The organism is Halorhodospira sp. 9621, from assembly GCF_022228055.1.
Classification (GTDB): Bacteria; Pseudomonadota; Gammaproteobacteria; order Nitrococcales; family Halorhodospiraceae; genus Halorhodospira; species Halorhodospira halophila_A.
In genome coordinates this window covers 1-26,300 of sequence record NZ_JAJNRD010000009.1, presented here as the reverse complement: position 1 = coordinate 26,300, position 26,300 = coordinate 1, and the positions used below count along the sequence as shown (strand labels likewise).

Here is a 26,300-nt window from a genome sequence, read left to right as displayed (position 1 = left end):
AGGGGAGGATGCTGCTGCTCGATCCGGGCGATCTGCAGACCCTGCGCGAGCGCGAACCGGTGCTCGTGGTGGATGTCGGGGACGACGACGGCCGCTACCGGCAGACGCACATCCCGGGGGCGGTGCACCTGCCCTACGGCCACCTGACGCGCGCCGAGCCGCCGGCGATGGGGCTGGTCCCCGACGCCGCGGTCCTGGGCAAACGCCTGGGCGCGGTGGGGATCGACGACTCGGTCACGGTCATTGCCTATGACTCCGACGGCGGGGGGCGGGCGAGCCGCCTGCTATGGACGCTGGATCTACTCGGTCATCCCCGCCATGGGTTGCTCAACGGTGGTCTTCAGGGGTGGCTCGCCGAGGAGGGGCCGGTGGAAGGCGGCGCGGTGGCACCGCAGCCGTGCAGCTACCCGGCGCAGATCCGCCATCCCGAGTGCCTGGTCGACCGCGACTGGGTGCTGGCGCACCTGGACGACCCATCGGTGACGCTCATCGACGCCCGGTCCCGGGGGGAATACACCGGTACCGACGTCCGCGCCCGCCGGGGTGGTCACATCCCGGGGGCGGTGCACCTGGACTGGCAGGCGCTGATGGATCCCGAGGATCCGCCGCTACTGCGCCCGGCGCCGCAGGTGCAGCAGCTGCTGCACGAGCGCGGCATCGACGACCCGCAGCAGGAGCTGGTGGTGCACTGCCAGACCCACCACCGCTCATCCCTGACCTACGTGGTGCTGCGCGCGCTGGGCTACCAGCGGGTGCGCGCCTACGCCGGCTCCTGGTCGGAGTGGGGCAACGATCCGGAGCTGCCGGTCCGCGAGGGCGGCCCGTAGCAGTGCATCGCAGCGGGTAACCGTGGGGAAGGGCGGACCGGGGAGGGGCGCCGCCGCCCCCCCGGTCCGTGGGAGCAGCGCCTTACTGCTCCTTGCCCGCCAGATACAGCCAGGTCTCGACGACCGTATCCGGGTTCAGGGAGACGCTCTCGATGCCCTCGTCCATCAGCCACCGGGCCAGGTCGGGGTAGTCCGACGGGCCCTGGCCGCAAATGCCGACGTACTTGCCGTGGCGGCGGCAGGCCTGGATGGCCATGGAGAGCATGCGCTTGACCGCCTCGTTGCGCTCGTCGAACTGATCGGCGATGACACCCGAGTCACGATCCAGTCCAAGGGTCAACTGAGTCAGGTCGTTGGAGCCGATCGAGAAGCCGTCGAAGTGCTCCAGGAACTCGTCGGCGAGCACGGCGTTGGAGGGCAGCTCGCACATCATCATGACCTTCAGGCCGTCCTTGCCGCGCTCCAGGCCGTTCTCGGCAAGCAGGCGGATGACCTGCTCGGCCTCGGCGGTGGTGCGCACGAAGGGCACCATCAGCCAGACGTTGTCCAGGCCCATCTCGTCTCGGACCCGGCGCAGGGCGCGGCACTCGAGCTTGAAGCACTCCTGGAAGTCGGGGCTGATGTAGCGCGAGGCGCCCCGGAAGCCGATCATCGGGTTCTCTTCGTGCGGCTCGTACTTCTCGCCACCGATGAGGTTGGCGTACTCGTTGGACTTGAAGTCCGACATGCGCACGATCACCGGCTTCGGGTGGAAGGCGGCGCCGAGCATGGAGACCCCCTCGGCGAGCTTGTCCACGTAGAACTCCTCGGGGTTCTCGTAGCCGGCCGTCTGCGAGCGGATGACCCGCTTGATCGACTCCTCCTGCTGATCGAACTCGAGCAGCGCCCGGGGGTGGATGCCGATCATCCGGTTGATGATGAACTCCACGCGGGCGAGGCCGACGCCCTCGTTGGGCAGGAACTGGAAGTCGAAGGCGCGGTCCGGGTTGCCGACGTTCATCATGATCTTGAACGGCAGATCCGGCATGTCGGACAGGGAGACCTCGCGGACCTCGAAGTCCTGCTTGCCCTCGTAGACGTAGCCGGTGTCGCCCTCGGCGCAGGAGACGGTGGCGTCGATGCTATCCGGGATGGTCTCGGTGGCATTGCCGCAGCCGACGATTGCCGGGATGCCGAGCTCGCGGGCGATGATCGCGGCGTGGCAGGTGCGGCCACCGCGGTTGGTGACGATCGCTGCCGCGCGCTTCATGATCGGCTCCCAGTCCGGGTCGGTCATGTCGGTGACCAGCACGTCGCCTTCCTGGACGCGGTTGATCTCACTGACATCCTGGACGACGCGGGTGGGGCCGGCGCCGATGCGCTGGCCGATGGCACGACCCTCGGTCAGCACCTGGCCGCGATCCTTGAGGTGGTAGCGCTCGAGCACCTGGCCGCCGTCCCGGCTTTTCACCGTCTCCGGGCGGGCCTGGAGGATGTAGAGCTGCCCGTCCTCGCCGTCCTTGCCCCACTCGATGTCCATGGGGCGGCCGTAGTGCTTCTCGATGATCACCGCCTGGCGGGCGAGATCCTCGATGTCGGCGTCGTTGAGGCAGAAGCGCATGCGGTCGGACTCGGGGACGTCGACGGTCTCGACGGTCTTGCCGTGCTCGGTGCTGCCCGAGTAGACCATCTTGATCGCCTTGCCGCCGAGGTTGCGGCGCAGGATGGCCGGGCGGTTCTGCTCGAGGTTGGGCTTGTAGACGTAGAACTCGTCGGGGTTGACCGCGCCCTGGACCACCGTCTCGCCCAGGCCCCAGGAGGCGGTGACGAAGACGGCCTCACGGAAGCCGGACTCGGTGTCCATGGTGAACATCACGCCGGAGGCGCCGATATCCGAGCGCACCATGCGCTGGATGCCCGCCGAAAGGGCCACCTGCTCGTGGTCGAAGCCGTGGTGGACGCGATAGGCGATGGCGCGGTCGGTGAATAGAGAGGCGAAGACGTGGTGGATGGCCTCGCGGATGCCGTCCAGGCCGCGGACGTTGAGGAAGGTCTCCTGCTGACCGGCGAAGGAGGCATCCGGCAGGTCCTCGGCGGTGGCCGAGGAGCGCACGGCGAAGGAGGCCTCGCCCGGGTGCTGCGACTCGAGCTTCTCGTAGCCGGCGCGGATGGCGGCGTCGAGGCTCTCGGGCAGGGGCGCGTCGAGGATCATCTGGCGGATCTTCGCGCCGGTGGCGGCGAGCTGCTCGACGTCGTCGACATCCAGCCCCGCCAGCGCGTCACGGATCCCCGAGCGCAGGTTGTTGGCGTCGAGGAACTCCCAGTACGCCTTCGCCGTGGTGGCGAACCCGCCCGGGACACGGACGCCCGCCTTGGCGAGGTTGCTGATCATCTCGCCGAGGGAGGCGTTCTTGCCGCCTACCTGGTCAACATCGCCCATGCCAAGGGCGTCGAACTCCACTACGTAATCTTGCAAGGCTGTGCTCCCCTGAAGCGTCACAATGGCCGTGCTCGCGGTGCTGCGTGCCGCGGCCGGCGGTCTTGGTCTAAGATGGCCCGCCGACACATGGCCGCAACGGGACCAACCCACCGATGACTGATGTGCGCAGGGTTTTCTTTGTCTCCGATCGTACCGGGATCACGGCCGAGGCCCTCGGCCACTCGCTGATGACCCAGTTCTCGGTCACCACCGAGCAGGCCACGATCCCCTTCGTCGAAACGGTGGAGCGGGCACGGGCGGCGTTACGCCGGATCACGGCGGCATCCACCGAGGATGACCATCCGCCCATTGTCTTCTCCACCATCATCGACCCGGAGGTGCTCGCCGTCCTGCGCGGGAGCGAGCACATTGTCCTCTTCGATTTCTTCGACACCTTCATCGCGCCGCTCGAACGCGAGCTGGAGGTGCCGTCGAACCATGTCATCGGCCGGTCGCACGGAATCGCGGATGATAGCACGTACGATGTGCGGATCGATGCCATGAATTTCGCACTGCATCATGACGACGGCGCCACCCATCAGCACTACGGCCGCGCCGACGTCATCCTGGTGGGGGTCTCGCGCAGCGGGAAGACCCCGGCATCGCTCTATTTGGCGCTGCAGTTCGGCGTCTACGCCGCCAACTACCCGCTCACCGACGACGACCTGATCGCCACTCGGCTGCCCCGGGCGCTGGTCTCGCACCGCGAGAAGCTCTTCGGGCTGACCATCGACCCGGACCGGCTGCACCAGATCCGCAGTGAGCGTCGCCCCAACAGCCGCTACGCCGAGCTGCGCCAGTGCGAGTACGAGGTGGCGCGCGCCGAGGCGATGTTCCGCCGCGAGGGGATCCCCTATCTGGACATCACCACCATGTCCATCGAGGAGATCTCTTCGACGGTGATCCATCAGCACGCGCTGACCCGGCGCGTCTAGGCCATGGGTTTGCTGCGCGGCGGGGCATGTTATGCTCGCGCGCATGGTTCAGGAAGCCTCCGCCACGCACCGAGCCCTTGAGGCGAAACCGCGCACCTTCGCGGCGCTCATGGAGCTCTACGAGACGAACTACATCTACATGCGCCGCCTGGTGCCCGATCTGGAACGGGCGGATGCCGAGCGCGAGATTTCCTTCTCGCGGGACGGCGTGGCGCTTCGTCTCGAGGTGCTCGAACGCAGTCGCTACACCACCACCGTCCTTCTGACCCACCGCTTCGCATCCGGCTGCGGGGCCGAATCGCTGCCGGAGCTGACCGTGCGGGTCTACCACGACGCCCGGGTGGCCGAGGTGATGGCCACCGGCGGGCGTACGGTGCGCGATCCGGCCGGCAGCCTGGAACAGCGCTGGGTCAGCAATCGGTTCCTGAGTCGCTGGCTGCGGTTCAGCCTGGGCGAGGGGCACGGATTTCGCCTGCAGTCCGGGAGTTCGACGGATCGACCTTGACCGGACGCAATCCGGCCGCTATAACCAGAGATACCCCCCATCTTGTTAAGGAATTGGCTATGCGCTTGTCGACGAAAGGGCGTTACGCGGTCACTGCGATGATGGAGCTGGCCCTCAACAGCGAGAAGGGGCCGGTGACCCTCGCGGAAATCTCCCACACCCAGGGCATCTCGCTGTCGTACCTGGAGCAGCTGTTCGCGCGCATGCGTCGCGACGGGCTGGTCGTCGGGGTGCGCGGCCCCGGCGGCGGCTACCGCCTGGCGCGTCCGGCGGGCGAGATCTCGGTGGCGCAGATCATCACCGCAGTGGATGAAGGCACGGCCCAGGGGCAGAGCGTTGGTGAGGGAGGCGCCGACGACGACCGCTGCCTGACCCACGACCTGTGGGTCGACCTGAGCCGGCAGATCTACGACTTCCTCAACGGCATCACCCTCGAGCAAATGGCCCGCGACGCCGGCGTGCGCGAGGTGGCGGAGCGCGTCGGCTCCGGTGATCGCGACGTGGGGCGCGGCGACCGCTCCTCGTCGGTGGCCTGAGTCGTACGGGAGTCTCCATGGGTCCGGTCCTGGTGGTTCGGCATGCCATTGCCGAACCCCGCGACCAGGCCCCCGACGGCAGGGATCGGACCCGCCGCGTCTCGGATCAGGGGCAGCGGGTCATGCGTCGGGCGGCGCTGGGGCTGCGGCGGGTGGTCGAACACCTGCCGCTGGTGGCGCACAGCCCCCTGACCCGTGCCGTGCAGACCGCAGCCATCCTGGATGCCGCCTTCCCCGAGTCTACTGCCCGGCGCGAGCTGGCTGCGCTGGCCCCCGGCGGGGATCCCGCGGCCATCTTCCAGTGGCTGGCCGGGATCGATGAGACGCCGGTGGCCCTGGTGGGCCACGAGCCCGATCTCGGCTGCTGGGTCGGGCACGCCCTGATCGGCTCGCCGGTCTCCTTCCTCGCCTTCCCCAAGGCGTCCGTCTGTCTGCTTGACTTCCCCGAGGGGGCGGCCCCCGGTGCGGCGCGGTTGATCGGTCACTATCCTCCCCGGGTACTCAGCGACCTGTCGGAGGTGGCGCAGTGATGCACGATGAGCAGGTGATCGCGGCGGTTGATCTGGGTTCGAACAGCTTCCACATGGTGGTCGCGCGCATCGATCCGGCCACCCGTACCCTGCGCGTCATCGACCGGCTGCGCGAGACGGTTCGCCTGGGCTCCGGGCTGGAGCAGGGGCAGAAGCGTCTGAGCGAGGCCGCCCGGGAGCGTGCCCTGGCGTGTCTGGCCCGCTTCGGGGACCGGCTGCGCCGCCTGCAGGCGCAGCAGGTGCGGGCGGTGGGTACCAACACCCTGCGCCGCGCGCGCGATGCCGCCGATTTCATGCAGGAGGCCGAGCACGCCCTGGGCCACCCCATCGAGGTGGTCTCGGGCTACGAGGAGGCGCGCCTGATCTACCTCGGGGTGGCCCACAGCCTCGGTTTCGATGAGCACCGCCGATTGGTGGTGGACATCGGCGGGGGCAGCACCGAGCTGATCCTGGGCCGCGGTCCCCGGGCCGAGCAGATGGAGAGCGTCCATCTCGGCTGTGTGTCACTGACCGGGCGCTGTTTCGCCGACGGTCGCATCACCGAGCGGCGGTTCCGGGAGGCGGGGGTTCTGGCCCGCCTCGAACTCGGGCCGGTGGAGGGGGCCTTTCGGGCGCCGGCCTGGCAGGGTGCGGTAGGCGCCTCCGGGACCGTGCGCGCCGCGGCGGACGCCTGCGCCAGCCGGGACTGGTCGCCGCCGGGGTGGATCACCGCCGAGGCGCTGGGCCGACTGCGCCGGCTGGCGGTGGAGGCCGGCGATGCGGAAGTCCTGGGCGAGTGGCTGGGCCTGTCCGGCGACCGCCGGCAGGTCTTCCCGGCTGGGCTGGCGGCGCTGTGCGCCGTCTTCGAGGCGCTGGGCATCGAGCGCATGGAGGTTGCCGACGGCGCCATGCGCGAGGGGGTGATGCACGACCTGGCGGGCCGGCTGGGCATGCTTCAGCACAGCGAAGACGCCCGGGCCAACACGGTTGCGGCGCTGCGCCGGCGCTACTCGGTGGAGTCGGGACAGGCCGACCGGGTGGCGGCGACGGCGGCCACGCTGCTGGAGCAGGTGGCGCCTAGCTGGGGGCTGGTCGATCGCTTCTACCATGACATCCTGGACTGGGCCGCGCAGCTCCATGAGATCGGCCTGGACATCTCCCACGCCCAGTACCACAAGCACGGTGCCTACATCCTGCGCAATGCGGACATGGCCGGCTTCTCCCGCCAGGAGCAGCAGCTGCTGGCCCTGTTGGTGCGGGTCCACCGCCGCAAGCTCGCCCGCGGGCAGCTGAAGGCCCTGCCGCAGCGGTGGCTGGATACCGGCAAGCGGCTGGCGGTGGTGCTGCGCCTGGCCGTGCTGCTTCACCGCGGCCGGGCCGACGGCAGCGTGCTCGAGCCACGGGTCGAGCCGCTGGGCGACGGCATGCGCCTGTGGTTCCCGGCGGGGTGGTTGGCCGACAATCCTCTGCTGCAGGCCGATCTGGCCCAGGAGCAGCGCTACCTGGAGCGCGCCGGCATGACCCTGGAGCTGGCCGAGTCGGCCGGCTAGGGCGGCGCCGGCGCGCGGGCCAGGTTTAGGCGTCCTCGGCGAGGTGGGCGAGCAGGGCCTGTTGGGCACTGAACGGGGTCTCTTCATCGCCCTCCGGCCGGGCGCGCACGTAGGAGCCGTCCGCCTGGAGCAGCCACGCCTGCTGGGTATCCGCCAGGTAGTAGGCCAGGTCCTTGCCGATGCGCTCACGCGCCTCCCGGTCGTCGATGGGGAAGGCGGTCTCCACCCGGCGGAAGAAGTTGCGATCCATCCAGTCGGCGCTGGCGCCGTACATCTCCGGGGTTCCGGCGTTCTCGAAGTAGAAGACCCGGGTGTGCTCGAGGAAGCGGCCGACGATCGAGCGCACGCGGATGTTCTCCGAGACCCCGGGCAGCCCGGGGCGCAGGACGCACATGCCGCGGACGATCAGGTCGATCTCCACCCCGGCCTGCGAGGCCCGGTAAAGGGCCTGGATGGCGCGCGGCTCGGTCAGGGCATTGAGCTTGGCGATGATCCGTCCGCCGCGACCTGCGGCGGCGTGCTCGGCTTCGCGCTCGATGCGGGCGAGCACGCCGTCGTGCAGGGTGAACGGGGCCTGGAGCAGGCGGTGCAGATCCTTGAACCGACCCAGGCTGGTCAGTTGCAGGAAGACGCTGCGCACGTCCTCGCCGATGCGCCGGTCGGCGGTCAGCAGGCCGTAGTCGGTGTAGAGCCGTGCGGTGCGCGAGTGGTAGTTGCCGGTGCCGAGGTGCACGTAGTTGCACAGGCGGCCGCCCTCGCGCCGGACGATGAGCATCATCTTGCCGTGGGTCTTGTAGCCCACTACTCCGTAGACCACGTGCGCGCCGGCCTCCTGGAGGCGGTTGGCCAGGCGGATGTTGTCCTGCTCGTCGAAACGCGCACGCAGCTCCACCACCACCGTGACCTCCTTGCCGGCGCGGGCAGCGCGGACCAGATTGTCGACGATGGCCGAATCGGGGCCGGTGCGGTAGAGCGTCTGTTTGATGGCCAGGACGTTGGGGTCCTGGGCGGCCTGGCGGACCAGGTCGACCACCGGCAGGAAGGATTGGAAGGGGTGGTGGAGGAGGATGTCCCGCTGCCGGATGGCCTTGAACAGGTCGGTCCCGGTGCTCAGCACCGCGGGCAGCCCCGGTGTGAACGATGGGTACTTGAGGTCGGTGCGGTCGACCAGGTCGTAGACGGCCATCAAGCGGTTGAGGTTCACCGGGCCGTCCACCTGGTAGAGGTCGTCGCGGCCGAGTTCGAACTCCTCGAGGAGGAAGTCGGCCATGGCGTCCGGGCAGTTGGCTGCCACCTCCAGGCGCACGCCCTGGCCGTAACGGCGCTGCGGCAGCTCGCCCTCCAGCGCGCGCATCAGGTCGTCGACCTCCTCCTCGTCGACGAAGAGATCGCCGTTGCGGGTGACGCGGAACTGGTAGCAGCCGCGCACCGTCATGCCCGGGAACAGGTCGTTGACGAAGGCGTGGATGACCGAGGAGAGGAAAACGAAGTTATTCGGGCCGCCGCCGTCGATCTCCGCCGCCGGCAGCTGGATGATCCGGGGCAGGGCGCGGGGCGCCTGAACGATGGCGTAGCCGGTGTTGCGACCGAAGGCGTCCTTGCCCTCGAGCGAGACGATGAAGTTGAGGCTCTTGTTGAGCACCTTGGGGAACGGATGCGCCGGGTCCAGGCCGAGGGGGCTGAGGATGGGCAGCAGCTCGGTCTCGAAGTAGTGGCGCAGCCAGTCGCGCTGTGCCTCGCTCCAGTCCTGGCGGCGTACGAAGTGGATCGACTGCTCGGCTAGCGCGGGGATCAGCTGCTCGTTGAGCACCCGGTACTGCTCGTGGACGATCTCGTGGGCCACTGAGCCGGTGGCGCGCAGCACCTCCTGGGGGCTGCGGCCGTCGGCCTCGGTCTGCACCGAGCCGAGCTCCGCCCGCTGCTTGACGCCGGCCAAGCGGATCTCGAAGAACTCGTCCATGTTGGTGCTGAGGATGCACAGGAACTTGAGCCGCTCGAGAAGCGGTACGCTCGGATCCCTGGCCTGTTCCAGGACCCGGCGGTTGAACTCGAGGAGGCTGAGCAGGCGGTTGTTGTAGAGCTCGGGCTGTTTGAGGTCGGTCGGTTCTTGCATGCCTTCTACGCTAGCAGAATCCGCCTCTGGGCGGTTTTTCGATTCTATGACATCCTGCGAATGTGAAGCCCGACAACCATCGAGGAGCGACGATCATGAGCGACGAGCGCCCCGCAGCGGACCCCAGCGAGGACCCCGGCGAGCAGCGCCGCCTGCAGCGTCGGATCGACCGCGCGGTGGCGGGGCTGGTGCTCTATGAGCGGTCATGGTGCCCGTTCTGCATGCGGGTCAACATGACCCTGCGCAGCCTCGGCATCGAGCTGGAACGCCGCGATATCGGCCAGGATCCCCAGGCCGCCCGCGAGCTCGAGGAGCACGGTGGCAAGCGCATGGTGCCCTGCCTCTACATCCCCGACGGCGGCGACGGACAGTGGCTCTACGAGTCGGGGGATATCGCCGCCTACCTGCGCGCACTGGTCGAGGAGCTCGGCCCCGACGGGCGCGACGGGTGAGCGGGGGTCAATCCGCCTTTTCCAGGAGCCGGTCGCGGATCGCCTGGTCCGGGTAGCCGTCGGCCGGCAGCCCCCGATCCTGCTGATAGGCACGCAGCGCCGCGCGGGTCTGCGGGCCAAGGAGCCCGTCGACGGGGCCGGCGTCGAAGCCCAGCTCGTTGAGGACTTCCTGGATCTGGCGCAGTTCGTTGTGCCGCGGGGGCGGCTCGTCGGGGAAGTCCGCGCGCAGCGGCGGGGCGCCGTCGAGCCGGTCGGCGAGCAGGCCGACAGACAGGGCGTAGGAGACCGAGGCGTTCCAGCCCATGATGCGGCGGAAGTTCTCGTAGACCAGGAACGCCGGGCCGTTGCGCCCCATGGGCAGGAGCAGCGCGGCCGGGATGTCGCTTTCCGGCAGGTCGGACCCGTCGGCCCGACGCACGCCCAGCTGCTGCCATTCGTCCAGTGGTTGGGGGTCGTCCAGGCCCAGGTGCTCGAAGCTGAAGCCGTCGGCCAGGCTGACCTCGCGGCCCCAGCGTAGGCCGGGGCGCCAGCCCATGGACCGCAGGTAGTTGGCGCCGGAGGCGAGGGCATCGGCCACGCTGTCGCGTAGATCGATGCGCCCGGAGCCGTCGTAGTCCACGGCGTGCTCGCGCAGCGTGGTGGGCATGAACTGCGTGTGCCCCAGGGCGCCGGCCCAGGAGCCGCGCAGGCCGTCACGCGCGAGCTTGCCATCCTCCAGGAGCGCCAGCGTAGCGTCGAGCTGGTGGAAGAAGAAACGCGCCCGGCGGCCCTCGCAGGCGAGGGTGGTCATGGCGTCGATGATGGGCACCTCACCGAAGTAGCTGCCGTAGTGGGTCTCCATGCCCCACAGCGCCACGAGGTAGCGCGGCGGTACGCCGAAGTCGGCGTGGATCCGCCAGAGCAGTTCCCGGTGCTCGTCCATCATCGCCTCCCCGCGGTCGATGCGCTGATCCGTCAGCCGGGCGTCCAGGTACTCGCGGAAGGTCTGCACGAACTCCGGCTGCTCGCGGTCGAGCTCGAGGATGCGCTCGAGCTGCTCGACGTCGGCGAAGGTCTCCTCGACCACCGCGGCGTCGCGGCCCTGCTCCTTGAGATCGGCGCGCAGGTTGGTGACGCACTGCTCGAAGTCGTCGGCGAGGACGGGGGCGGTCAGGCACACCGCCATGAGCATCGGCCAGCGGGGGGGGCGCGGCATGGTCTCGATTCTTCCAGGCTGAACGGGGCCCCTCACAGGGCGTTGCGTGCAGTGTAAGATAGCGCCGCCAACCGGTCGACCGCTGCTGCGAGGAGTCCGATGTACGCCCTGATCCGCCGTCTGCTATTCCGGCTCGAACCCGAGCAAGCCCACCGCGTGAGCATGCGACTCGCCCGCCTGGGTCTGCGTATCGCCGCTGTGCCCGGGGTGCGGGGCCTGCCCGCGGTGCCCCGACGGGTGATGGGGATCGATTTCCCCAATCCGGTCGGTCTGGCCGCCGGCTTCGACAAGGACGGCGAGTACATGGACGTACTCGAGAAGCTCGGTTTTGGCTTCCTGGAGCTGGGGACGGTTACCCCGCGCGCGCAGCCGGGCAATCCGCGCCCCCGGGTCTTCCGGATCCCCGAGCACGAGGCCCTGATCAACCGCATGGGTTTCAATAATCAGGGCGCCGAGCCGCTCGCCCGCCGGCTCGAAGTCTCGCAGCACCGTGGTGTGATCGGTATCAATATCGGCAAGAACCGGGATACGCCCCCCGAGCGGGCCGTAGAGGACTACGCCCTGGCGCTGGGAATGGTCTACGGGGTGGCCGACTACGTGGCAATCAACCTCAGCTCGCCGAACACCCCGGGGCTGCGCGATCTGCAGCATGAGGGCGCGCTTCGCAACCTCCTCGATCGCCTCCAGACCGAGCGCAAGCGCCTGGCCGAATTCCACGACAAGCGGGTGCCCCTGGTGGTCAAGATCGCCCCGGATTGGGATGCCGGGGAGCTGGATGCCACCTTGGATATCCTGCTCGAGCGCCGGGTGGACGGCATCGTGGCCACCAATACCACGCTGGGGCGCCCCGGGGTGGGCCGGGATCCCCGGGGCCGCGAGAGCGGCGGGCTCAGCGGGGCGCCGTTGCGCGAGCAGGCTGAGCGCGTCCTTGAGCAGGTGGCGGCCCGGCGCGAGCGGCGTACGGCCCTGATCGCCGCCGGGGGGATCTGCTCCGGCGAGGACGTGAGCCGGCGCCTGGATCTGGGCGCCGATCTGGTCCAGCTTTATACCGGCATGATCTACCGCGGACCGGGTCTGGTGCAGGAGGCCGTACGTGCCGCCGCCCGGCACGCCGGTCAGCCCGGCTAGGGGGCGTCGTCGGGCCGACCGCTCTGCGGCTGCAGCCCGGCGATATAGATCATGACGTAGGCGTTGTGGTTGAGGTAGAGCCGGTGCTCGAGCTTCTTGATCGACTCGAGGTAGAGGCGGGTGCTCTCGGCGCCGAGGGCGTGGTTGAACAGCTCCAGGGGCAGCTCTGGCTCCATGGCGGCGCGGAACTCGTCGAGGTCGATGGCGTCGATGATGGGCGATGGCGGCTGCGCCGTATCATCGTTGCTCTGCGGGTCGAACTGCTCGAGGTAGGCCACGCTGCGCAGGATCCGCTGGCGGACGTCGCCGATAATCTCCTCCCGGAAGACGCGGTAGTCCCCGCCGCGCAGTTCGCTGACGCGTGAGAAGAGCGCCTCGAGGTGGCGCAGGTAGATCAGCACCCCGCGTTTGAGCAGCACCGAGTCGTGGACGATCCGCTGCGCCAGCGCCTCGGACGTCTCGAAGCGGCCCAGGTCGATGCGGATCTCACGTGCGTCCAGGGCGATGTAGAGCGGATAGGGCAGGGGCGTGCCGCTGGTCAGGGTGGCCCCGGCCCACTGACCGCCCTCCTCGGCGGACCAGCGTTGCCAGGCGACGTAGCCGCGGTTGAGGATGCGCTCGCCGAAACGAAAGGGGACGTGGAAGAAGATTTGGTCCCCCTCCCGAAGCCGCTCCCGGCTGGCCAGCCAGTCGGGCAGGAAGATCCCCAGCCCGCCGCTGCTGACGTCGTGCAGCAGGTACTGGAAGGGCTGCAGGGCCTCGCCGCGCGAGCCGAGGAACGGCAGGGCGATGGACTCGACCGGGCGGCGCAGTTCGCGCCGGGCGTCCATGGCCGCTCGGGCGCTTTCAGTCACCATGGGATCGTCCCTCCAACAGGGCGGCGGGCTCGCTGCGCATCCGTCGTAGCGGGTCCAGGGCCTCGGATGGCACCCCGGCATCGAGCCGCCAGTCCTCCTCCTTGTCGTTGTGGAACCAGACCAGCCCGGCCAGCTCCCAGGCTACGGCGGTGGCGGCGGCCGTCTCGATCCAGGCGGCCTTGTCGCCGCCGTCGGTGACGCTGGCGGTCTCGAAGACGTAGATCGGCTTGCCCGGGGCGAGCTCGAGCAGGGTCTGGTAAAGGGGCTCGAAGATCGTCTCGAAGGGGAGGAAGCGGCTGTCCCAGCCGTGCTCCTCGCGGGTGCGGGTGGTGCCCCAGTTGTAGCCGTCCATCCCCAGCAGATCGACGTAGTCGTCCCCGGGGTAGTACGCCTCGGGGCGGTTCCAGTCGGCGTCCGGGTCGTGTTCCGGCGACGGGACCGACTCGGCGTTGGGGTTGAAGGCGAAGCGGGCGTTGTCCGCGGCCCCCTCGTCACGGAAGACCTCCACCACATGCCGGAACATGGCCCGGTAGCGCGCCGGTGTCGACGGGCCGAAGCCCTCGGCGGAGGCGCTGCCCCAGTGGTAGCGCTCGAGGTTCATCTCGTGGGCGAAGCGGACGATCACCGGCTCGGGGAACTCCCGGATGCCCCGGGCGAAGCGGCGCAGGTAGGCGTCGTAGCCGCCGTCGGTGAGGGCCTCGGCGGGGATGACGTGCTCCTCGCCATCGCGGATGTACATCGGCTCCCAGGTCAGGACCGGGCGCGCCCCGGCCTCGCGGATGGCCTCAAGCTGCTCCGCCGGGAAGTTGTCGTATCCGGGGTCCTGCGGGAACTGGATGAAGATCACCACCAGATCGAGCCCCAGGGCCAGTTCCTGTTCGAGTTCGGCCAGCCGCTCACCGGTGGCGGCCCCGTCCAGGGCCACGCCGAAGCCTACGGGCTGTACGGCGGGCGGCGCGCTGCCCGCGGGCAGTGCCGCCGGTAGCAGGCAGTGGGCGCCGAGCAGGGTGCCGCCGGCCCAGCGGATCAGTCGGCGGTGGATCATGCCGTCAGCTCCTCAGGCTGGTGATTGAAGTAGAAGACGGCGAGCAGCAGCGCCAGGTGGTAGCCGCACCAGAGGGTGTTGATGGTCAGCGCCCACAGAGGATCCTGCTCGAAGACGGCACGCAGTACGCCCCAGGTGATGGCCGCCGTGCACAGGGTGATCAGCAGCAGATGCGGCCACAGCGAGCGCAGCGGGATGGCGCTGCTGCCGGCCTTCGGGGTGATGGTGAACGAACCGCGCACCCCCAGGATGCCCAGCAGGCTGGCCTTCATGTAGACCGGGAAGGCCGTGGCCTGGAGCACGATGCCGCCGACCAGCTCCCGCAGCCGGTACTTGCGCTGGCTCATGGCGAAGGAGAACAGGGTCACCGTGAGCACGATGTAGGGGAAGAAGAACAGTAGATAGAGGTCGGCCCGGGCGAGGAAGCTCGGCACACCGAGTAGCAGGAAGAGCACCGGGCTGAGCACCAGGATCAGGAACACCCAGCCGACGAAGTAGTGGGTGCCGGAGAGGGTGTACTCCCACCACTTGGCCGCGGAGAGCTGCCGCGGTGCGCGGATCATGGTTCCGAGGATGGTGCGGAACAGCCCCACGGTCCCCAGCGCCCAGCGGAACTGCTGTTTGAAGTAGCCGCCCAGGTCCTGGGGGCCCTGCCCGAAGGCGCTCAGCCGATTGATGTACGCCGAACGCCAGCCGCGGGCGTGGAAGCGCAGTGAGGTGGCGAAATCCTCGGTTACTGAGCTTTCGTCGAAGCCGCCGACGTCTTCGAGTGCCGCGCGGCGGAAGATGACGTTGGTGCCGCAGCAGAACATGGCGTCCTGGGTGCTTTTCCCCTCGCAGATGTACTCGTAGAAGATCGCCTGTTGCATGCCGGCGGCCCGTGCCACGCGGTTGCCCTCGAAGTTCGAGTAGTACTGCGGGGTCTGGATGAAGGCCAGATCCGGTTCGCTCTCGAGCTGGGCGATCAGCGGCTCGGCGAACTCGGGCAGCGGGTTCATGTCGGCGTCGAAGACGGCCACGTAGTCGATGTTGAAGGGGGCGTCATCCAGCGGGCTGCGGGTGAACTCGAAGCCGGTCGGCGGCTGGTCGTTCAGAAAGGCGAGAAAGTCGTTGATCATCCCCGCCTTGGCACCCCGCCAGGGGCGGCGGAAAAGGTGCACGCCGATGCGCTGGCACAGCGCCTCGATCTGCTGGCGATACTCGATCGTCTCCGGCGTGCGCTGCTCGGGTGGGGCATACCGGGTGTCATCGAGCAGGAAGATCCGTTTGTTGGGATAGGTCAGGTTGTAGAAGCAGGTCAGGGTCTCTTCGATCAGCCACAGGGGCTCGTTGTGGGCGGCGACGATCACCGCAAGCTCGGGTGGGTCGTCGCTGGCCAGTGCCTTCTGTGCCTGGTCTGAGTTGAATCGCGGTGCCGTGGCTGCCGGGATGTGGCCCTCGGCGTCGGCAGCCGCCGGTTCCACGGCCCGGATGCGGTTGGCGTGGTAGATGTTCAGGAAGTAGCCAAGGGCGTGGAGCATGATGAACGCCTCGGCGAAGAGCAGCAGCGCCGCGGCGATCTTCTCGTACCAGAGGTAGTCGGCGAAGAGGAACAGCGCCGTGCGGCCGATCAGATAGGTGAAGACGCTGAGGATGGCAGCGCCGGTGAGGGTGATCAGCAGGCTTCGGTTCAGGAAGCGACGGCGTGGACCCATGGGTTATCGACTCCGGCCTGTGGCGAGCCGCCCGGGGGCGGTGGTCAATGGAAATGCCAGGTGGCGCTCAGGCGGACGCCCTCGGCATCCCACTCGCTGGAGCGCTCGATGAAGGCGTCGGTGGCCAGCTGCAGGTGCTCACCGGCGTCCCAGAGGTAGGCGCCGGCCAGGCGCGTCCCGGAATCCTGCTCGCTGTCCCGATACCCGGAGAGGCGGATCCGGTACTCGTGCTTCAGCGCCCGGCAGCCGAAGACTTCGGCCAGGTCGTGTTGCCACTCCAGGAACGGGCCGGCGGCGAGGTAGTCCTGGGGCGTCCAGTAATCCTCTTCGTTCTTCCGTGTGTCGCGGTACTGGAAGGTCGCCCCACCGGTGAGCTGGTGCGGGTGCTCGGTCAGGCGTACCCGTGGCTGGAACTGCAGCAGGACACCGCGGTTGCTGTCCGTGTAGCGGGCCGCGCGCGCGGTGGCGGTCAGATCGACATGGCGATCGGCGTAGTAGTTCAGCTCAGTCTCGACCAGGCGGCGGTCGAGGCGTTCCAGGGCGGTGGCCGGGTTGCGCAGGACCCGTTCCTGGGCGACCGCGACGCGGGTGCGGACCCGGTCACCGGGGTGGTACTCGGCCTCGGCGCGGCCTTCGGTGGCGTCGTCTACGTCGGCGTCGTCGAAGCGGGTGTGCGCCAGTTCGGCGCGCCAGCTCAGGTGTGCGTTGACCACGTTGCGCAGCCTGGCGTGGACCCGGTTGCCCCGGGCCTGCTCGAGTTCGGGGTCGGCATCCGGATCAAAGCGGTACCGCAGCCGGTCCACCGAGACGTAGCCGCGCCCGCGTGCGGCCACTGGCAGGCTGCCATGAACCCCGAGACCGAGGATCTCCAGTTCGGCGTCGCGCCCGGATTCATCCCGGTACTCGGCGTGGACGCCGGCGCGCGGGCCGCGCCGGCGCTCCAGGTGCGCCAGGCGCTGCCCGGCCTGGGCGTGCCCCGGTGCCATCTCGAGCACGCGCCGGTAGGTGGCCCGTTCGGCGTCACATAGGCCGAGGGTGCACTCGATCTCGGACTGATCGAAGGCGGTCTCCAGGTTGTGGGGCTGGAAGCGTGCGGCACGCTGGAGGACGGCGAGGGCGGCCCGCGGCTGGCGGTCCTGGACCAGGGCCTTGGCGTGGGCCTCCTGGTGGACGGCGCGGTGCTCGGCGAGGGCCGGATAGTCCGGGTGGGCCGGTGCTGGCAGCGGCGCCTTCTCGGGCGCGGGCGTAATCAGCACGGGACGGGCCGAGGCCTCGTCCTCGGCGTCCGCGGTGCTATGTAGTTGGTTCAGCAAGGCGGCGTAGCGCTCCTTGGACTGCTTTCGATCCCCGGCCCAGCCCGCCACGCGCGCGGCCTCTACGGCGAAGGTCGGATCCGTCGGGTTGGCCTCGGCGAGGGTGTCGTAGAGTTCCAGGGCGCGCTCGTAGTCGCCCTGCCAGGACGCCAGCCGGGCCCGGGTCAGGCCGGCCTGGGTGGCATCGGGGAAGCGCTGCAGGATGGTGGCCAGGGGGTCCTCGGCCTCGGCCAGGGCGCCGCGGGCGATGAGCTGATCGGCGAGCAGGTAGCCCGCCCGGGTCAGTTCCGGCTCCAGCCTCAGGGCCCGGCGCGCGGCTGCCTCGGCGGCCTCGCGTTCGCCGCGGGCCGCGGCGTGTTCAGCGACCTTGAGGTAATCCCGGTCGCTGCGCGGGTCCGCCGGCGGCTCTGCAGTCAGGGGTTCCGGCTCCGGGTCGTCGGCCGGCCCGGGTGTCGCCCGGTGGGCCAGCCCTTCGAGGCGTGCCGATGCCCGGGCATTCCCGGGATCTGCCTCCAGGATGCGGGCGTAGTGGTGCTCAGCGGCGTAAGGCCGGCCCTGGGCCTGAAGGATGTCACCGAGCTGGCGCCGCAGTTCCTGGTCCCCGGGGGTCTCGTCGAGGAGCCCGCGCAGGGCGTTTTCCGCGCCGTGGAGCACCCCGGAGGCGGTCAGCGTGGCGATGTAGAGCTGCTGCTCGGCGCGCTCGCGCAGCGGCTGCAGCCCCTCAAGCAGAGTGCGAGCGCGGCCGGTGCGCCCCCGTGCGAACTCCGCCCGGGCCTGTAGGAGCAGGCTGGCTCGGGTTCGCTCGACACCCTCCGGCAGAGCGGCGAGCAGGTCGGCGGCGGCTGCATCGTCTCCTATCCAGTGCAGCAGCTCCGCGGTGTCGTAGACCAGTGCCGGATCGTGGGGGGTCTCCTGCAGCAGGCGCCGGTATTCGGCCAACGCCTCGGGGCGGCGCTCGGGCTGCCAGGAGAGCAGCCGCGCCAGCTGCTGACGGGCGTCGCGATCGCTGATGTGCTCGTGGGCCGCCACCAGGCTGGTTTGGGCCAGATCCGGGGCCGGCAGTGGCTGCGCCCCGACACGCTCGCCGGAGAGCCCGGTGGCGAGGATCAGCGCGGTACCGGCCAGGCCGAGGGCGGCGATTCGCATCCTACCTGGCACGCTAATCCTCCAGGCTTCGCTGCAGCAGCTCGATGGCCCGGTCGGGCTGATCGGCCCAGGTGAGGACCTGAGCGAACTGGCGCATCAGCTGCCGGTCGTCGGGGCGGGCCGCCAGGAGCTGGTCGAAGGCCTCGATGGCCTCGTCGTAGCGGGTTGACCAGGCCAGCGCCAGAGCCTTCTTGTACCGGGTCTCGTCATCGCCGGGATCCGCGTCGAGCTGCTCCCGGTAGAGTTCGATGGCGGCCTCATAGGCGCCCCGGCTGAGCTGCAGATCGGCCAGGAAGAGCCGGTCCGGCGGTTCCAGCTCGGCGGTTTCCAGGTGACCGATCTCGGCGGCGGCCCCGTCGATGTCGCCCGCCCAGAAGAGGGTGCGGGCCAGCCCGAGCCGGGCGGCGGGATGGTCCGGTTCGTCGTCGAGGACCCGGCGATACTCGCCGATCGCCTCCTCGTGCCGGCCCCGTTCGGCGAGCAGGCGGGCGAGCTCCAGCCGGGCCTCGGTGGTCTCGGCGTCCGGGGCACGCCTTGCACGGGTGTCGACGTCCTCGGTGGGTAGGCTGTGCAGCAGATCCTGGTAGCGCCCGATGGCCGCCTCTTCCTGCCCGCTTCGGCGCAGCAGCGAGGCGTGATGCAGGATGCCGGCCGGGGAGAGGCTGCCGTTGGCCTGGTAGAGTGCCAGCGCCCGCTCCGGCTCGCCGAGGCGGTCGAAGTGCCCCGCCAGGGCGGCACGCATGTCCGGGTCCAGGACGTCGTTCTCGTGCAGACGCCAGGCCCCAACGAAGGCCGGCTCCGTGTGATCCCGCCCGAGCAGGGTCAGGGTTGCCTCCGTGAGTCGGTCGGGGTGGCTCAGCCCGGCCTCGATGCTCCGGCCCAGATGCTCGGTGGCGGTGTCGGTCCGATCCAGCTGGCCCAGCCACTCGGCGACACGGAAGTGCACCGTGTCGGGATGGGCGCGCAGGTAGAGAGCTGCGGTGATACCAACGACGGCGACCACAAAGAGGGCGAAGAGTCCGTTCTTGCGTCTGCGCACAGCGTTATCGTCCCCAGTTTTTGCCCTGTATCGTAGCAGTGACAGTAGCCCCGAACATGGGGGGCGTGACGTTTCTCAGCCGGAGGATGGCATGGATGGTAAGGATCGCAGGGAAGCTGGCTGTGAGGACCGGCCCACCGTCCTCATCGTGGACGACGAGCCGATCAATCTGGAGTTGCTCGCCCGGGTGCTGGGCGACGCCTACCGCATCCTGATCGCCCGTAGCGGGGAGCAGGCGCTGGCGATCATCGCCCGCGGGCCGCTGCCCGATGTCATCCTGCTCGATATCACCATGCCGGGGATCACCGGCTATGAAGTGCTGGAGACCCTGCAAGGTGATCCGCAAACCCGGGCGATCCCGGTCATCTTTATCACCGCCCTCAGCGACTGGGAGGAGGAGGCGGACGGTCTGGCCCGCGGGGCGGTGGATTACATCACCAAGCCGTTCAACAGCGCCGTGGTGCGCGCTCGGGTCGGCACCCACGCCAAGCTCAAGGCCCGTTCAGATCAGCTTGCCGCCCAGCACCGGCAGTTGCAGGTGCAGCAGCGGCAGATCGAGGCCGAGCTGCGTGTCGCCTCGCGGGTCCAGCAGTCCCTGCTGCTGGATCCGCCGCCAGTGGATGTCGGCTATACCCTGGACTGGTATTTCCAGCCCAGTGCGGTCCTTGGTGGCGACGTCTTCGGGGCGATCCCGCTCGACGATGGTCGGGTCGTGCTCTATATGCTGGATGTCAGCGGGCACGGCGTGGCGGCGGCGCTGGTTTCGGTCTCGGTGGCGCAGTCGATCCGCCAGTGGGTTGCCGAGCGCCGCCAGGTCTCACCGGCGGCGATCCTCGACGCCCTGGATGAGGCGTTCCCGCTGGAGCGCTTCGATAAGTTCTTCACGCTGATGGTGGTCATCTACGACCCGGCGGCGGGGGAGATTCGCTACTCCAACGCCGGACACCCGCCCGGGTTGTTGATCCGCGAGCGAGGCGGGAGTCTGCCCCTGCAGGCCGGTGGGCTGCCGGTGGGTGTCGGCGGCTGGGGGGGCTACGAGGAGGGTCGGCTCGCCGTGGCGGAGGGGGATTTACTCTTCCTCTACACGGACGGGCTGGTGGACGTGGAGGATGCCGCGGGTTGCCCGCTGTCGGCCGAAACCCTGGAGCGGGCGCTGCGGGACTGGCGCGGCTGCTCGGTGGACACGGTGATCCAGGGGGTGCGGCGGATGACGGAAGATCACGCGGACCAACCCCCGAGCGATGACGTAACCTTTGCCTGTCTGCGTTTCCTAGGGGCAGGCCAACAGGGCGGTAGCACAAAGGAGTGAGCGGATGGGGTACCGGCGCGCGGATCGAGACGGGGTGGCCGTCGTGGAGGTTCATGTTGAGCGGCTCGACGCCAGCGAGGCACCGGCGTTCAAGCGGGCGGCACTCGAGGCCATGGATGCCGGCATGACCCGCCTGGTGGTCGATCTCGCCCGGGTCGACTTCGTAGATTCCAGCGGCCTGTCGGCGTTGTTGTCGCTGCGCAAGAACATCGACCCCGCCGGGTCGCTGGCGCTGGCCGGCGTGCACGCGCCCAAGGTCGTCCAGCTGTTCCGGGTGACCCGGCTCGATCAGGGCGTGTTTCCCATCTATCCCGATGCCGAGCGGGCGGTCGCTGAGCTGGCCAAGGCGTGAACGCGGGCCCACTGCTGGAACTGCAGCTCGACAGCGACCTGCGCCAGGTGGCCGAAGCCTGTCGGGCGTGGCAACGGCTGGCGGAGCAGCTGGGCTTGGGCGAGGAGGCGGCTGGAGCGGTGGAGCAGGCCCTGTGCGAGGCGGTCAACAACGCCATCATCCACGCCCACGGCCAACGAGCAGGCTACACCGTGCGCATCACCGTCCGGCAAGACGACGACTGGCTGATCGTCCGGATCCACGATGAGGGCGAGGCAACAGGCCCGGACTTGCCCCCGGTGGAGGCGTCCGGCGGCACGGTGGATCTGGACGAGGGCGGCCGCGGGCTGCGGATCATCCAGGCCCTGATGTGGCAGGTCTGTTACCTGCGGCGCCCGGAGGGCAACACGCTTGAGATGCGATACCCGCTGCCGGGCGGTACCGAGGACTGACCCGGGCGGCGTTCGCCGGTATCCCGGGTGGCCCGCAGTGGCGCCTGTGCGCTACCATCCTGTTCCATAGGAGAGGTGGCTGAGCGGTCGAAAGCACCCGACTTGAAATCGGGTGAGGGCATGCGCCCTCCGGGGGTTCGAATCCCTCCCTCTCCGCCAAAAACAGTAGTTTATGGGGCCAAGCGGCGACGTGCCGAGTCACAAAAGGGGCCTGAGTCACGGAAAAGTCACAGTTGCTCAGCGGCTTCTTCGTTCCCGGCTCAAGCCCCGTGGCGTTGGCCTGCTTCCCTCCGTCAGCAGTCTTCTGCACCGCCCACCGTAGTCCTTGAACAACAGCACAATCCGTGCAGCAATCAAGGATCTGAAAACAATGGTTGATGAACTGGCTACGACTGAGGAGTTGGCAGGCTATCTTTGCGTGTCACAACGAACGCTTGAGCGGTGGCGGCGGCAGCGGATTGGCCCTGCGTGGGTGAGGGTGGGTCACAAGATCCGCTATCGTCGCGAGGATGTGGATGCGTGGCTCGCGAAACATCGGCAAGAGCCGGTGCTTGAGGTCGCCCGGGAAGCCGGCGCCCGAGGCCAAGCCTTTTCTGCTAACTCGAAGAGCGCGGTCGGATAGCAGGTAGGGGCTTGTATGGCCAACGGCTCCCGGCAGGTGGGTCGCAATTGGCGTGGCCAGGCGGCAATGTCAATAATCCGACCGCCAACTTTAGGGTGTGCCGTTTCCGTGGCTGAGTGCATCGCTCGCTCGAAATCCCCGCCAGGGGATGAGGGGCATCACCGAGAACGGGCGCAGCCGGCCTTTCCAGGCACCTTGCTGACGATCCGGGCCAGGCTCATGGGAAACCAACAGGCGCCCTGGGCACGGCCCTTACCGTCTGGAGCTCCTCGCCACGCCCGCCACAGCCCTCGCTGCAAGCCCCTCAACCCGGTGGCAGTGTAGCCGGATCAAGGGCAGCGCGCGCTGGCTGGTCGCCTCTCCCAAAGCCTTCCCCCCGGAGTTCGACACATCCGCTCGTAACCGCTTGATCCGCCGTTCTCGGGTGGGTCAGATTGGCACTACGCGGACGCGATGGCCTATTTGGTCGGTGGTGTCACCTCCAGTTGCTTGAGCGAGTCGGGTCCGTGCCATCCCCCAGAAGGAGCTCCATTGTAGACGAGGGCATGTTGGAGATCGGTGCCCTCCGGCGCTTTCACAGTTACCCAGCCATCATCAGTATTCGGTTGCCGACCCCGGATACGCGTAGGAACATGGGATTCCACAATAGCGCAGTCTCCAGTGCCGACCAACACCCTCGCTCGTTACCCCTGGCACAACAGCTCGCGACGCGATTTTCTGGCTAACCCACTGATCCACGGAGCGCTGCACCCGTTGGAAGCCGCTTTTGGGGCCGTTTGCTGTCGAACTCCGGTTCCCCGATCTCGATCACTCGCTTTTTTCTGCACTCCCTTCCCTTATCACCACAGCGGGGATCTTGAGTGCCTACCTGCAGCCTGGACGGCCGGCGGACCGGCGGCCCTTCCAGCTGCGGCCACCGGCACCGAGGTTTCTGCGTGAGATGGGCCGAGGCAGCCGAACTCAAGGGCCTCGCGCTCCCCATGCCTGACCGGTTCTCAGCATGGACGAGCGCAAGAGCGGAGAAGTATCCGATTCAGGGCTTTCCGCCGGGTCTTGAGAAGGCATGCCCTCAACGTATGGACTTTGATAAAGGAGTGACGGGATGTGTTCAGACGATGACTCAATTGACCAGAATGGCTCCGAATCCGGCGGGGTTGACCGCCTAATCGAGCGAATGGAGTACTGCATTGCATTGGTGGCGTTGATCACGCAGCAGCTCCTACACATCGAGCAGCAACTGCGGGCTGCCCAAGACAGAGTTCCGGGTGCCGTTCTTTTGTATATGAACTCTTGCGGCCGAAACTGCGCCGGTTGCCCGCACCCGACGTGGAAGCAATGGTTTGCGAAGCCGAGCAAGAAGAATATCAGGGGCTCCTCGCCTCGGGACGGGCGATTGATGGTCTGGTCCGCAAAGACCATCCGTTATCCACTCCGAAGCATCCGTAATAGCCCGACCTATACCCCAGAGACTGAGGAACTCATTCAGGAGGCTTTGCGACTGATCCGCAAGCGAGAGGACCTCTTGAAGCGTTTCAAGGCTGTTTGGCTGTGTGCGCAGAACCAGGAACATGCCTTCACGCGGGACCAGGATGACGACTAGCACAACATCTCCTCTTTAACGTGACCGCGGAGCGGTGGCACTGCTCACCGCTCCTTTCAGAGCGCGCGAGCACCTTCGACGGACCTTCAAGACTTCCCATCCAGCCAGAAACCTAAGCCCAGACCTCCGGATCGCCGAGCAGCTCCACTCTTCTTTTGGGGCCAAGTGCTCGCGTACCAACGGCAAGCACTCCCGCACCGTTCGGCCATCGGATGCACAAGCTCGGGCACTCGCTGACCATAATCCGGCCCGCGGACTCGGGGCCGAACACACCCGCCGCCAAGGCTCCCACCTTCCAGCTCGACGCGGCACGCCCGAGCCGAAGACTCCGGACCATCGGCCCAGTCAATGCCAACGGCCGATCCGCCGATGGCCATTTTTTTTCCCAACACCCCGGATTCTCTGCACAGCCTCACCTAGTCCCTACAGAGCCCCAAACAGCTCGACGAGGCCTCAAGCCTGAACATAGACCCGAGGCATCAACCAAACGACTAGAAAGAGGCAGGATCATGCTGAAATCACAGCTAAAGCAACCTACAAGCGAAGTGCGCGGCGGCCCACTTTGGCCGCAGTCTTCGAAGAAAAACAAGGACAATGCCCTGCAGGCCATCCGTGGGGACATGTCTGTTTCGCCCTTGGCACTCTTCTGGGGTGGCTCGGTCACGGGAGCCTATTGGAAGCCTGAAGATGACGATGATACCTTCGCAGAAAAAGCAGCACGCCTCCAAAGTGTGATCAAAGAAACAATGTGTCGTGAGCTGGACATTGACGAGGAGGAAGACGCTGACAAGCTTGAAGCCCTGAACATCGACAAAACGCCCATCCAGAACGCTTTCCAACGGTGTTTTTTCGACATCTCGAGATATGATTTTATTTGTGTTAACGATGACGGTTCTTATGTCGTTTTGAAGGAGAAGGATGTCCCTCGCTTTCTCAAAGACCGCTTCGGAGATATTGCAAACACCGAATTCATCAAGTCGCGTGTTATTTCTATACAGCCCCCCAAAACTTCTCGGGACAAAACACAAAGAGAAGTGCGCCGTATCACCAGGATGCCGTGGGATGAGTTTTTTACCGAGCTCAAGTCCACAGCCCAGGCAAGCAGAAGCATGTGGCGAGAAGATATGTTCGCCTCCAAACCCGGAGTTAGAGTCAAACAAAACAGTGTACATATTACAATCCCACACACCGGTTTTAAAAAGACCACCGAGCCAGACCCAAGCATCATCGAAGATTTTAAGGAGCACTTCCCGGAATGTGTCGACGTGCTCAATATGTTTGCCGCCGCCCGCTTTTCTAGGGACAGAAAAAAAGCCTTTCTTTGGCTGCGTGCAGACTCCGACTGGGGGAAAGGGTTTGTCACTAGCTGCTTAGCCGATCTCGGCCTTGTGGTAGAGCTCTCTGTCACGGAGATCCAAAAAATGTTCCAAGGGTCGCCGGTCGCTAAGACGCCTCGCGATTTCATACGTTCATGGGTGCTCGTTGTAAACGAGTTTAATTCCATAAAACCCGAAATCAAACAGCTTGAGCACACACTCGAGCTTGCACCGAAACATCAATTGGCATCGAAAGTCCCCGTTTTCGCGAAGCTTTTCACCTCCGCGGACAATGTTCCGGATATGGCCACTGATCATGGAGTCGAGGAACAGTTCTCTCGGCGTTTCAGCTTCATCCGTAAGACCGGGACCCTTAACGAGCGGGATCTCTTCAACGAAAACACCACGAGCTACCGGAGCACAGTTACGTCCTGGATGGCGGAGCACCTCAATAACCAGGTGGCGCTTTATCGTTCTATGGGACGAGACTTGGCAGACCGAGAGGCAACGAAGTACCTGAATGATTTTCATAGAAGGCACAGCATTTCTCAAGAGCTCAGCGACCTCAAGGATTCCTTTGAAGCGATTTCCGATGATTTCCGAACATGGCTTTTAAACGAAGGATTTCATTCTCCGTTCCTCATTCACGACACCGCCAAGAAGCGCGTTTTCTTGAAAAACCCGGCCAAAATGCTGCACGATTTTCTTATCGAGAACAAAGCACCTGAGGAGATTCCGCACTTGAAGAACAAAAAAACTGAGATCTTTAAGAACCTGTCGGCTGACGGGACGGGAGTCAAGTCATACAGGATAAACGGCAAACCAACAACCTCGGTTCTGATTCAAGACGGCCCCTAGGCTTTCAAAGAATTCAATTTTTTCAGCTGACGCAGGATTTCATTTCAGAGGGAGTTGCTACTTCTGCGTAGGCCCAGACGACTAAAGGCATCACCTCAGAAGGCGGAGATTGCAGCTATGTTAAGAAACTTAACGCCACTTGCCAGGTCACCACCTACTTGTCTGTTGGTGATTTCGGATGACGCTAGGTGTAAGACTGGTGGCTGCTTCGGAGAGAAACCTTAGGCGCGATTCAGATAACCCCGGCCCCATTCGGCTGTTGCGATGACCGCCTGGTTTGCACAGCCGGGCAGGCATGCTAACAACCCTTTACCACGCGGCGCATTAGGGTTGTCCGAATCCCCTCTAGAGAGAGTTGCCGCGCCGATGTTTGTTGTAAACCCAAAAGGTCAGGCGGCCGGATATCGCCCACGCGTCCACGAGCAAATAAACAACCTGATTTTGTACGCAGCTGAAAATGCCTGTCGCCGGGCCGGAAATGACCGTATATATATTTTTATCACCCCTCCA

22 protein-coding genes and 1 tRNA gene are annotated in these 26,300 nt (G+C 66.8%); 15 read left to right on the top strand and 8 right to left on the bottom strand.

The features are described from left to right. Positions 1–8: 8 nt before the first annotated feature. The gene (locus tag LRF89_RS06205) at positions 9–827 is read left to right on the top strand and encodes a sulfurtransferase (protein WP_238633089.1); all 819 of its coding nucleotides are present in this window, start codon (positions 9–11) and stop codon (positions 825–827) included. An 82-nt stretch (positions 828–909) separates the two neighbouring features. Here the strand turns inward: LRF89_RS06205 and ppsA are convergent, their stop codons facing one another. Next, positions 910–3,282, bottom strand: a complete 2,373-nt coding sequence (ppsA, locus tag LRF89_RS06200) for a phosphoenolpyruvate synthase (RefSeq protein WP_238636762.1) — start codon at positions 3,280–3,282, stop codon at positions 910–912. Between the two features lie 116 nt (positions 3,283–3,398). On the opposite strand from ppsA, the gene ppsR reads away from it, so the two are divergent. Genes ppsR through LRF89_RS06175 form a run of 5 tightly spaced genes read left to right on the top strand, consistent with a single transcriptional unit; the run spans position 3,399 to position 7,320 of the window. Continuing rightward, a complete protein-coding gene (ppsR, locus tag LRF89_RS06195; RefSeq protein ID WP_201167954.1) occupies positions 3,399–4,220 on the top strand; it encodes a posphoenolpyruvate synthetase regulatory kinase/phosphorylase PpsR in 822 nt (273 codons plus the stop codon). A 31-nt stretch (positions 4,221–4,251) separates the two neighbouring features. Then, positions 4,252–4,725 carry a DUF1249 domain-containing protein gene (locus tag LRF89_RS06190; RefSeq protein WP_201167952.1) on the top strand — a complete coding sequence of 158 codons (474 nt, stop codon included), beginning with the start codon at positions 4,252–4,254 and terminating at the stop codon, positions 4,723–4,725. 59 nt (positions 4,726–4,784) lie between these two features. Then, positions 4,785–5,261 carry an Rrf2 family transcriptional regulator gene (locus LRF89_RS06185; protein WP_201167950.1) on the top strand — a complete coding sequence of 159 codons (477 nt, stop codon included), beginning with the start codon at positions 4,785–4,787 and terminating at the stop codon, positions 5,259–5,261. A gap of 17 nt (positions 5,262–5,278) precedes the next feature. Beyond that, positions 5,279–5,791 carry a SixA phosphatase family protein gene (locus LRF89_RS06180; protein WP_201167947.1) on the top strand — a complete coding sequence of 171 codons (513 nt, stop codon included), beginning with the start codon at positions 5,279–5,281 and terminating at the stop codon, positions 5,789–5,791. Then, complete coding sequence (locus LRF89_RS06175) at positions 5,791–7,320, top strand: Ppx/GppA phosphatase family protein (protein ID WP_238636761.1); 1,530 nt, start codon at positions 5,791–5,793, stop codon at positions 7,318–7,320. The genes LRF89_RS06180 and LRF89_RS06175 overlap by 1 nt, the downstream gene beginning before the upstream one ends. Positions 7,321–7,345: 25 nt before the next feature. On the opposite strand, the gene ppk1 is transcribed toward LRF89_RS06175, so the two are convergent. Then, a complete protein-coding gene (ppk1, locus tag LRF89_RS06170) occupies positions 7,346–9,433 on the bottom strand; it encodes a polyphosphate kinase 1 (protein ID WP_238635515.1) in 2,088 nt (695 codons plus the stop codon). 95 nt (positions 9,434–9,528) lie between these two features. On the opposite strand from ppk1, the gene LRF89_RS06165 reads away from it, so the two are divergent. Beyond that, on the top strand, positions 9,529–9,885 hold the full coding sequence (locus LRF89_RS06165) for a glutaredoxin family protein (RefSeq protein WP_201167938.1): 357 nt from the start codon (positions 9,529–9,531) through the stop codon (positions 9,883–9,885). A gap of 7 nt (positions 9,886–9,892) precedes the next feature. On the opposite strand, the gene LRF89_RS06160 is transcribed toward LRF89_RS06165, so the two are convergent. After that, a complete protein-coding gene (locus LRF89_RS06160; RefSeq protein ID WP_238635513.1) occupies positions 9,893–11,080 on the bottom strand; it encodes a lytic murein transglycosylase in 1,188 nt (395 codons plus the stop codon). Between the two features lie 99 nt (positions 11,081–11,179). Here LRF89_RS06160 and LRF89_RS06155 point away from each other — a divergent pair, with 99 nt between their 5' ends. Beyond that, positions 11,180–12,208 carry a quinone-dependent dihydroorotate dehydrogenase gene (locus tag LRF89_RS06155; RefSeq protein ID WP_201167932.1) on the top strand — a complete coding sequence of 343 codons (1,029 nt, stop codon included), beginning with the start codon at positions 11,180–11,182 and terminating at the stop codon, positions 12,206–12,208. Here LRF89_RS06155 and LRF89_RS06150 read toward each other — a convergent pair. From LRF89_RS06150 to LRF89_RS06130, 5 genes are read right to left on the bottom strand one after another with little or no spacing between them, the layout of a single operon-like run. Further along, positions 12,205–13,065: a PilZ domain-containing protein gene (locus tag LRF89_RS06150; protein WP_238635512.1), complete on the bottom strand. Its 861-nt coding sequence runs from the start codon at positions 13,063–13,065 to the stop codon at positions 12,205–12,207. The genes LRF89_RS06155 and LRF89_RS06150 overlap by 4 nt on opposite strands. Beyond that, on the bottom strand, positions 13,055–14,110 hold the full coding sequence (locus LRF89_RS06145) for a glycoside hydrolase family 26 protein (protein WP_201242895.1): 1,056 nt from the start codon (positions 14,108–14,110) through the stop codon (positions 13,055–13,057). Before LRF89_RS06145 ends, LRF89_RS06150 begins: the two co-directional genes overlap by 11 nt. Then, positions 14,107–15,804, bottom strand: a complete 1,698-nt coding sequence (locus LRF89_RS06140; RefSeq protein WP_238636760.1) for a glycosyltransferase family 2 protein — start codon at positions 15,802–15,804, stop codon at positions 14,107–14,109. The genes LRF89_RS06145 and LRF89_RS06140 overlap by 4 nt, the downstream gene beginning before the upstream one ends. Positions 15,805–15,848: 44 nt before the next feature. Further along, complete coding sequence (locus tag LRF89_RS06135; protein ID WP_238636759.1) at positions 15,849–18,275, bottom strand: tetratricopeptide repeat protein; 2,427 nt, start codon at positions 18,273–18,275, stop codon at positions 15,849–15,851. A gap of 1 nt (position 18,276) precedes the next feature. Next, entirely contained in the window at positions 18,277–19,302 is a 1,026-nt protein-coding gene (locus LRF89_RS06130; protein WP_238636758.1) for a tetratricopeptide repeat protein, read from the bottom strand. A 91-nt stretch (positions 19,303–19,393) separates the two neighbouring features. Between LRF89_RS06130 and LRF89_RS06125 the strand changes: the two genes are divergently transcribed. The 7 genes from LRF89_RS06125 to LRF89_RS06095 all read left to right on the top strand — a co-directional run bounded on the left by LRF89_RS06125 (position 19,394) and on the right by LRF89_RS06095 (position 25,790). Further along, entirely contained in the window at positions 19,394–20,611 is a 1,218-nt protein-coding gene (locus LRF89_RS06125) for a PP2C family protein-serine/threonine phosphatase (RefSeq protein ID WP_238636757.1), read from the top strand. Between the two features lie 4 nt (positions 20,612–20,615). Continuing rightward, entirely contained in the window at positions 20,616–20,963 is a 348-nt protein-coding gene (locus tag LRF89_RS06120; protein ID WP_238636756.1) for an STAS domain-containing protein, read from the top strand. After that, a complete protein-coding gene (locus LRF89_RS06115; RefSeq protein ID WP_238636755.1) occupies positions 20,960–21,394 on the top strand; it encodes an ATP-binding protein in 435 nt (144 codons plus the stop codon). The genes LRF89_RS06120 and LRF89_RS06115 overlap by 4 nt, the downstream gene beginning before the upstream one ends. Positions 21,395–21,463: 69 nt before the next feature. Next, positions 21,464–21,553 (top strand) — tRNA-Ser (locus tag LRF89_RS06110). A gap of 211 nt (positions 21,554–21,764) precedes the next feature. Beyond that, a complete protein-coding gene (locus LRF89_RS06105) occupies positions 21,765–22,016 on the top strand; it encodes a helix-turn-helix domain-containing protein (protein ID WP_238636754.1) in 252 nt (83 codons plus the stop codon). 1,102 nt (positions 22,017–23,118) lie between these two features. Beyond that, positions 23,119–23,616, top strand: coding sequence for a hypothetical protein (locus LRF89_RS06100; RefSeq protein WP_238636753.1), 498 nt, complete (start codon positions 23,119–23,121; stop codon positions 23,614–23,616). A gap of 509 nt (positions 23,617–24,125) precedes the next feature. Beyond that, positions 24,126–25,790, top strand: a complete 1,665-nt coding sequence (locus LRF89_RS06095) for a hypothetical protein (RefSeq protein WP_238636752.1) — start codon at positions 24,126–24,128, stop codon at positions 25,788–25,790. Positions 25,791–26,300: the final 510 nt, after the last annotated feature.

Excerpts from the sequence above, each read along its gene's own strand:
- LRF89_RS06160 (WP_238635513.1), bottom strand. The coding sequence starts at position 11,080 with ATGCCGCGCCCCCCCCGCTGGCCGATGCTCATGGCGGTGTGCCTGACC.
- LRF89_RS06180 (WP_201167947.1), top strand. The coding sequence starts at position 5,279 with ATGGGTCCGGTCCTGGTGGTTCGGCATGCCATTGCCGAACCCCGCGAC.
- LRF89_RS06095 (WP_238636752.1), top strand. The coding sequence starts at position 24,126 with ATGCTGAAATCACAGCTAAAGCAACCTACAAGCGAAGTGCGCGGCGGC.
- LRF89_RS06105 (WP_238636754.1), top strand. The coding sequence starts at position 21,765 with ATGGTTGATGAACTGGCTACGACTGAGGAGTTGGCAGGCTATCTTTGC.
- LRF89_RS06140 (WP_238636760.1), bottom strand. The coding sequence starts at position 15,804 with ATGGGTCCACGCCGTCGCTTCCTGAACCGAAGCCTGCTGATCACCCTC.
- ppsR (WP_201167954.1), top strand. The coding sequence starts at position 3,399 with ATGACTGATGTGCGCAGGGTTTTCTTTGTCTCCGATCGTACCGGGATC.
- LRF89_RS06125 (WP_238636757.1), top strand. The coding sequence starts at position 19,394 with ATGGATGGTAAGGATCGCAGGGAAGCTGGCTGTGAGGACCGGCCCACC.
- LRF89_RS06145 (WP_201242895.1), bottom strand. The coding sequence starts at position 14,110 with ATGATCCACCGCCGACTGATCCGCTGGGCCGGCGGCACCCTGCTCGGC.
- ppk1 (WP_238635515.1), bottom strand. The coding sequence starts at position 9,433 with ATGCAAGAACCGACCGACCTCAAACAGCCCGAGCTCTACAACAACCGC.
- LRF89_RS06190 (WP_201167952.1), top strand. The coding sequence starts at position 4,252 with ATGCTCGCGCGCATGGTTCAGGAAGCCTCCGCCACGCACCGAGCCCTT.
- LRF89_RS06175 (WP_238636761.1), top strand. The coding sequence starts at position 5,791 with ATGCACGATGAGCAGGTGATCGCGGCGGTTGATCTGGGTTCGAACAGC.
- LRF89_RS06155 (WP_201167932.1), top strand. The coding sequence starts at position 11,180 with ATGTACGCCCTGATCCGCCGTCTGCTATTCCGGCTCGAACCCGAGCAA.
- LRF89_RS06185 (WP_201167950.1), top strand. The coding sequence starts at position 4,785 with ATGCGCTTGTCGACGAAAGGGCGTTACGCGGTCACTGCGATGATGGAG.
- LRF89_RS06100 (WP_238636753.1), top strand. The coding sequence starts at position 23,119 with ATGTGTTCAGACGATGACTCAATTGACCAGAATGGCTCCGAATCCGGC.
- LRF89_RS06120 (WP_238636756.1), top strand. The coding sequence starts at position 20,616 with ATGGGGTACCGGCGCGCGGATCGAGACGGGGTGGCCGTCGTGGAGGTT.
- LRF89_RS06165 (WP_201167938.1), top strand. The coding sequence starts at position 9,529 with ATGAGCGACGAGCGCCCCGCAGCGGACCCCAGCGAGGACCCCGGCGAG.
- LRF89_RS06150 (WP_238635512.1), bottom strand. The coding sequence starts at position 13,065 with ATGGTGACTGAAAGCGCCCGAGCGGCCATGGACGCCCGGCGCGAACTG.
- LRF89_RS06205 (WP_238633089.1), top strand. The coding sequence starts at position 9 with ATGCTGCTGCTCGATCCGGGCGATCTGCAGACCCTGCGCGAGCGCGAA.